Raw genomic sequence first — 6,957 nt, 5'->3', positions numbered from 1 at the left:
GCGCGGTGGTCTACAACGGCAGCGACGGCAGCACCACCGTGCAAATGGTCCGCCCGCCCGACGCAGCCACCAAAGCCCACAACGCGAAAACCCGCTGGGCCGACCCCTTCCTTTTCGGCGCACCGGGGGTGAGGCAATGAAACACCCCGTTTGTTTAGGCGACGCCACCCGCCGTGGCGGGCGAGTTTTGTGTGACGGTCTCAATCGTCCCGGGTCAGCACCTCGAGCAACTCGATCTCGAACACCAGGTTCGAGTGGGGCTTGATATGGGCGCCCATGGAACGCTCGCCATACGCCAGAGGCGCCGGCACCCACAGCCTGCGTTTGCCCCCCACTTTCATTCCCATCAACCCCAGATCCCACCCTTTGATGACCCGCCCCGTGCCGATCACACACTGGAACGGCTTGCCCCGCTCGTATGAGGAATCGAACGAGGTGCCATCTTCCAGAAACCCCCGGTACTGGGTGGTAATCAAGGCCCCCTTGACCACTTCCTTGCCCTCGCCGAGCTGAATATCCGTCACCTGCAATGGCTCGTTCATGAGTATCTACTCGTCAGTGCGCCTATGTCCGAGGCTTGAAGGGCTGGGTTTTCTCAGAAAGTGCAGGGGTTGGCAACCGTTGTCATTCACCTGCGCAGATAAATCCCGGCACAGGAAAAGCCAGCGCTAGCACTAACTCAATGGCCCAACAAAAGAAATCGCCCACCCACCCGGCCAAATCAGCGTTATCAACCATACTCAGCGCCACCGCTGAACCAGTTTGTGTGACCTCTTGTGCAGTTCCAGTAGTGAGATCCCGGTTGAGCATCCAACACCTCGCACCTCACGCCCCTCGGAAACCGCCATGCACATTGCAATCCTGACCTTTGACCGCTTCAACGAGTTGGATTCGATCATCGCCTACACCCTGTTGAGCCGCATCGCCCTGCTGGGGGACCCGCACTGGCGCGTCAGCATCGCCGCGCCCACGGCCCAGGTCACGTCGATGAACGGCCTGACCCTCAATGCCCACATCGATCTCGAAGAGGCGTGCCGGGCCGATGCGGTATGGGTCGGCAGCAGCCTGGACATCATGGATGTTTGCCAGAGCGCACCGCTCATGGCCACGCTACGGGCCCTGAACCCGCGCCGCCAATTGCTCGCCGCCCAGTGCTCCGGCACTTACCTGCTGGCTAAGCTGGGCCTGCTGGAAGACCACACCGCTTGTACCGACAACACCAGCAAGCCCTGGGTGGTGGCTGCGGGTATCAAGGTGCTCAACCAGCCCTTTCGCGCCGTGGGCAACGTCGCCACCGCCGGGGGGTGCCTGGCGTCGTCTTACCTCGCGGCGTGGCTGATCGCACGGCTCAAGGGCCAGACCGAGGCGCGAGAGGTGTTGCACAACTTTGCCCCGGTGGGGGAAAAGGATGAGTACGTCAAACGCGCCTTCGTACATATCGGGGCGAACCTGGAAACCGTAGCCCAGGCCTGATTAGCGCTGCAGCGCCCCCGCCACCCCGGTAGAATCGCGCCCTGCCCGGCCGGCACCCGTCGCCGGTTCCCCGCCCAGACGTCCCGGAGTACGCCCATGCCCCACGAAGGCAACCTGTTGCAAGCCGCTGTTGTGTTCCTCTTTGCGGCGGTGCTTACCGTGCCCCTGGCCAAGCGCCTGCAACTGGGCGCCGTACTGGGTTACCTGTTTGCCGGGGTGATTATCGGGCCGTCGGTGCTGGGGTTGATTGGCAACCCGCAAAGCGTCAGCCATATCTCCGAGCTTGGTGTGGTGCTGCTGCTGTTCATCATCGGCCTGGAGCTGTCGCCCCGGCGCCTGTGGGTGATGCGCAAAGCGGTGTTCGGCGTGGGCCTGGCCCAAGTGCTGCTGACCGGTTCGGTGATCGGCACCGTGGCACTCTTCGTATTTGGCCAACCGCTCAACAGTGCGATTGTGCTGGGCCTGGGCCTGGCACTGTCGTCCACGGCGTTCGGCCTGCAAAGCCTGGCCGAACGCAAGGAACTGACCGCGCCCCACGGGCGCCTGGCGTTTGCCATTCTGCTGTTCCAGGACATCGCTGCCATTCCCCTGATCGCTATGGTCCCGGTGCTGGCCGGTGGCGATCACTCCACCACCGCCGCCCAAGACCTCAACCACGGCCTGCAAGTGCTGGGCAGCATCGCGGTGGTGGTGATCGGCGGGCGCTACCTGCTGCGCCCGGTGTTTCGCATCGTCGCCCGCACCGGGCTGCGGGAAGTGTCCACCGCCACCGCGCTGCTGGTGGTGATCGGCACCGCGTGGCTGATGGACCTGGTGGGCGTGTCCATGGCTTTGGGGGCGTTCCTGGCCGGGCTGCTGCTGGCGGATTCGGAGTACCGCCATGAACTCGAAGCGCAGATCGAGCCCTTCAAAGGCCTGCTGCTGGGGCTGTTTTTCATCAGCGTCGGCATGGGCGCCAATATCAGCCTGCTGTTCAGCGCCCCGGCAGCGGTGCTGGGCCTGACGCTGCTGCTGATCCTGATTAAGCTGCCGTTGCTCTATGTGGTCGGCCGCCTCGCCGGGGGCCTGGGCCAACTCAATGCCCTGCGCCTGGGGGTGGTGTTGGCGGCGGGCGGCGAGTTTGCCTTCGTGGTGTTCAAGATCGGCCGCGACCAAGGCCTGTTCGAGCCGCGCCTGTACGACTTGCTGGTGCTGACCATCACCCTGTCCATGGCCCTGACGCCATTGTTGTTACTGCTGTGCGGGCGCCTGATCCAGGCCAAGCCTGCCGTGGTGCCGGTGCCCGAGCATTTGCGCAGCATCGACACCGATGCCCCCCGGGTGGTGATCGCGGGCATGGGCCGCATGGGCCAGATCGTGGCGCGGATCCTGCGGGCGCAGAACATCCAGTTCGTGGCCCTGGACACCTCGGTGGAAACCATCGAGTTGACCCGCAGTTTCGGCGGTTTGCCGGTGTTCTACGGCGACCCGATGCGCCCGGAAATCCTCAGCGCGGCCAAGGTCGAGCAAGCCGAGTTCTTCGTTATTGCCACGGATGACCCGGAAACCAACATCAAGACCGCCGAAATCGTGCGCAAGCGCTACCCCCACATGAAAATCATCGCCCGCGCCCGTAACCGCCAGCACGTGCATCGCCTGGTGGACCTCGATGCCCAAGCCGTGCGCGAAACGTTCTACTCCAGCCTGGAAATGAGCCGCCGTACCCTGGTCGGCCTGGGCCTGAGCCCGACCCAGGCGCAAGCGCGGATCGACCGCTTCAAGCTCCACGACGAACAGGTATTGGCCGCCCAGCACGCGGTCTACGATGACGCCGCCAAGGTCATGCAAACCGCCCAGGAGGCCCGCGAAGAGCTGGCGCGGCTGTTTGAATCCGACCGTTTGGACGAACAATCGGAAAAACCCGCCTCGTCGTTGTAGCACGGGCTTGCCCGCGCTCGGTCGCGTAGCGGGCGTAAAAAACGGTTTTGGATGAATGAAAAGACCGTCATCCTCGCCAGGCACTGGGCTGTGGGCGTTCCTGGGGCGAAAACGCACAAGCGGTCGGCAAAAAACTCATGTTTGTTTGGGTGCGCGAGCAACTAGGATGGTGCGCAATAACAAAAACAAACGGGGACGCCAGGGATGCAACAGCCATACGACTATGTGGTGGTAGGCGCCGGCCCGGCGGGTTGCCTGTTGGCCAATCGCCTGTCCGCCAACCCAGCGCACCGCGTGCTCCTGCTCGAAGCCGGGGGCCGCGACAACTACCCCTGGATCCACATTCCGGTGGGTTATTTGTTCTGCATCGGTAACCCACGCACCGACTGGTGCTTCAAGACCCAACCCCAACCCGGCCTGCAAGGCCGCAGCCTGAGCTACCCACGGGGCAAGGTGCTGGGCGGCTGTTCCTCGATCAACGGCATGATCTACATGCGCGGCCAGGCCCAGGACTACGACGCCTGGGCGGCCCAGGGCAACCCGGGCTGGGCCTGGCAGGACGTGCTGCCCCTGTTCAAGCACAGCGAAAACCACTTTGCCGGCGAGTCGCAGCTGCACGGCGCCGGCGGCGAATGGCGGATCGAACGCCAGCGCCTGTCCTGGCCGGTGCTCGACGCCTTTCGCGAAGCGGCCGGGCAAAGCGGCATCGCTGCCATCGATGACTTCAACGGTGGCGACAACGAAGGCTGCGGCTACTTCCAGGTCAACCAGAAGGCCGGCATCCGCTGGAACGCCGCCAAGGCCTTCCTCAAGCCAATCCGCCAGCGCCCCAACCTCACCGTGCTCACCGATGTCGACGTCGACCGCGTGCTGCTCGAAGACGGCCGCGCCAGCCAGGTCAGCGGCCACTTTCAGGGCCGGGCCCAGACCTGGCGCGCGCGTCGGGAGATCATCCTCTGCGCCGGCGCCGTCGGCTCGCCGGGCATCCTGCAACGCTCCGGCATCGGCCCCGCGCCGCTGCTCAAGCAACTGGGCATCGGCGTGCGCCACGAACTGCCCGGGGTGGGCGGTAACCTGCAGGATCACTTGCAACTGCGCCTGATCTACAAGCTGCACAACGCGCGCACCCTGAACCAGATCGCCGGCTCGCTGTGGGGCAAGATGGCCATGGGCCTGCGCTACCTGTACGACCGCAGCGGCCCGCTGTCCATGGCCCCCAGCCAACTCGGCGCCTTTGCCCGCTCCGGCCCCGAGCAGCAGCGCGCCAACCTGGAATACCACGTACAGCCCCTGTCCCTGGAGCGTTTCGGCGAGCCGCTGCACAGCTTCCCGGCGTTCACCGCCTCGGTCTGCGACCTGCGCCCCCACAGCCGTGGGCGCATCGACATCGCCAGCGCCGACCCGCGCCAGGCGCCGCTGATCCAGCCTAATTACCTGAGCCACCCCGAAGACCTGCGGGTGGCCGCCGACGCCATTCGCCTGACCCGGCGCATCGTCGCCGCCCCGGCCCTGCAACGCTTCAGCCCCAGCGAATACCTGCCCGGCGCCGAGCTGCGCAGCGACGAACAGCTGCACGAAGCCGCGGCGCGCATCGGCACGACGATTTTCCACCCGGTGGGCACCTGCCGCATGGGCCAGGGCCGCGATGCCGTGGTCGATGCCCAGTTGCGGGTGCACGGCATCCCGGGCCTGCGCATCGCCGACGCCTCGATCATGCCCAGCATCACCTCGGGCAACACCTGTTCACCCACCCTGATGATCGCGGAGAAAGCCGCACACCTGATCCTCAGCCCCGAAACCGCGGGGGCCAGGCAGGCCCCGCAAAACGCCAGGGCCGTCACGCCTGGCACCTACAGCATCTGAATCACGCAGTAAAAGGCGCCAATCCCGGCGCCGACAGTGGAACAACAATAAGTCATCACTGTGAGGGACACCCCTATGTCAGAACGTGCTCAAACCCTGGACGTCCCGCGTGAAGCGGTCAGCCAACAGGAAACCCGCAAGGTCATCTTCGCGTCGTCCCTGGGGACGGTGTTCGAGTGGTATGACTTTTTCCTCTACGGCGCCCTCGCGGCGGTCATCAGCAAGCAGTTCTTCGCCGGGGTCAACGACACCACGGCATTCATCTTCGCCCTGATGGCGTTCGCCGCCGGGTTTATCGTGCGGCCCTTCGGTGCCCTGGTGTTCGGGCGCCTGGGGGACATGATCGGGCGCAAGTACACCTTCCTCGCCACCATCGTGCTGATGGGCGTGGCCACATTCTGCGTCGGCCTTTTGCCCACCTACGCCAGCATCGGCATTGCTGCGCCTATCATCCTGGTAGTGCTGCGCATGCTCCAAGGCCTGGCCCTGGGCGGCGAGTACGGCGGCGCGGCCACTTACGTCGCCGAGCACGCGCCCATGGGCAAGCGTGGTTTGCACACCAGTTGGATTCAATCCACCGCCACCCTGGGCCTATTGCTGTCGCTGCTGGTGGTGCTGGCGTGCCGCTACTTCACCGGCGATCAGTTCGAGGTCTGGGGCTGGCGCATTCCGTTTTTGCTGTCGATCGTACTGCTGGGCATTTCCACTTGGATCCGCCTGAGCCTGCACGAGTCCCCGGCCTTCGTGAAAATGAAAGGCGAAGGCAAGGTGTGCAAGGCGCCGATCCGCGAGTCGTTCGGCCAGTGGGAGAACCTCAAGGTGGTGCTGATCGCCCTGTTCAGCATCAACGCCGGGCAAGCGGTGACGTTTTATGCCGCGCAGTTCTACGTGCTGTTTTTCCTTACCCAATTCCTGAAAATGGACCCGGCCCTGGCCAACGGCCTGCTGATTGTCAGCGTGGTGATCGGCGCGCCGTTCTTTATTTTCTTTGGCTGGCTGTCGGACAAAGTCGGGCGCAAACCGGTGCTGATGCTCGGCCTGTTGCTGGCCACGGTGCTGTACTTCCCGATCTTCAAGGCCCTGGCCCACTACGCCAACCCCTTGGTGGACCAGGCCAGCCGCCAGGCGCCGATCACCGTCCTGGCCGACCCGGCCACCTGCACCTTCCAGTTCGACCCGGTGGGCAAGGCGCGTTTCGACAGCCCTTGCGACAAGGTCAAGACTTTCCTGGTCAAGCAGGGCCTGCCCTACCACAGCGCCGCCGCCCCGGCCGGCAGTGAGGTGCAGGTGAGCATTGGCGACGTGCGCATCGACGGCTACGACGAAGCGGCCCTGCGCGGCGCGGTCACCTTGGCCGGTTATCCGCAGCAGGCCGACCCGCAATTGGTCAACAAGCCGATGATCGTGGCGTTGATCGTCGCCCTTATCCTGATTTCCGCCATGTGCTACGGGCCGCTGGCAGCGCTGATGGTGGAGTTGTTCCCCACGCGCATCCGCTACACCTCCATGTCGTTGCCGTACCACATCGGCAACGGCTGGTTCGGCGGCTTCCTGCCCACGGTGTCCTTTGCCCTGGTGGTGTACACCGGCGATATCTTCTATGGCCTGTGGTACCCGGTGGTCATCACTGGGGTGAGCCTGCTGGTGGGGCTGTTGTGCCTGGGTGAGACGCGCCATGTGGACATCGCCGAGGACTGAAGCGCC

General features: G+C 64.6%; 5 protein-coding genes. 4 read left to right on the top strand and 1 reads right to left on the bottom strand.

Annotated features, from left to right (window positions below):
- Positions 1 to 200 precede the first annotated feature (200 nt).
- On the bottom strand, positions 201 to 542 hold the full coding sequence (locus AC19YR_RS22765) for an FKBP-type peptidyl-prolyl cis-trans isomerase (RefSeq protein ID WP_095111217.1): 342 nt from the start codon (positions 540 to 542) through the stop codon (positions 201 to 203).
- 304 nt (positions 543 to 846) lie between these two features.
- Here AC19YR_RS22765 and AC19YR_RS22760 point away from each other — a divergent pair, with 304 nt between their 5' ends.
- The 4 genes from AC19YR_RS22760 to AC19YR_RS22745 all read left to right on the top strand — a co-directional run bounded on the left by AC19YR_RS22760 (position 847) and on the right by AC19YR_RS22745 (position 6,951).
- The gene (locus AC19YR_RS22760) at positions 847 to 1,473 is read left to right on the top strand and encodes a DJ-1/PfpI family protein (protein WP_095111216.1); all 627 of its coding nucleotides are present in this window, start codon (positions 847 to 849) and stop codon (positions 1,471 to 1,473) included.
- A 96-nt stretch (positions 1,474 to 1,569) separates the two neighbouring features.
- A complete protein-coding gene (locus AC19YR_RS22755; RefSeq protein WP_095111215.1) occupies positions 1,570 to 3,390 on the top strand; it encodes a monovalent cation:proton antiporter-2 (CPA2) family protein in 1,821 nt (606 codons plus the stop codon).
- Between the two features lie 204 nt (positions 3,391 to 3,594).
- Positions 3,595 to 5,253, top strand: a complete 1,659-nt coding sequence (locus AC19YR_RS22750; protein WP_500600263.1) for a GMC family oxidoreductase — start codon at positions 3,595 to 3,597, stop codon at positions 5,251 to 5,253.
- Positions 5,254 to 5,328: 75 nt separating this feature from the next.
- Positions 5,329 to 6,951, top strand: a complete 1,623-nt coding sequence (locus tag AC19YR_RS22745) for an MFS transporter (RefSeq protein ID WP_500600262.1) — start codon at positions 5,329 to 5,331, stop codon at positions 6,949 to 6,951.
- Positions 6,952 to 6,957 lie beyond the last annotated feature (6 nt).

Source organism: Pseudomonas sp. MF08817, from assembly GCF_059862705.1.
The sequence above is the reverse complement of the archived record's forward strand: the minus strand, read 5'-3'. Positions and strand labels throughout refer to the sequence as shown.

Excerpts from the sequence above, each read along its gene's own strand:
- AC19YR_RS22760 (WP_095111216.1), top strand. The coding sequence starts at position 847 with ATGCACATTGCAATCCTGACCTTTGACCGCTTCAACGAGTTGGATTCG.
- AC19YR_RS22750 (WP_500600263.1), top strand. The coding sequence starts at position 3,595 with ATGCAACAGCCATACGACTATGTGGTGGTAGGCGCCGGCCCGGCGGGT.
- AC19YR_RS22755 (WP_095111215.1), top strand. The coding sequence starts at position 1,570 with ATGCCCCACGAAGGCAACCTGTTGCAAGCCGCTGTTGTGTTCCTCTTT.
- AC19YR_RS22765 (WP_095111217.1), bottom strand. The coding sequence starts at position 542 with ATGAACGAGCCATTGCAGGTGACGGATATTCAGCTCGGCGAGGGCAAG.
- AC19YR_RS22745 (WP_500600262.1), top strand. The coding sequence starts at position 5,329 with ATGTCAGAACGTGCTCAAACCCTGGACGTCCCGCGTGAAGCGGTCAGC.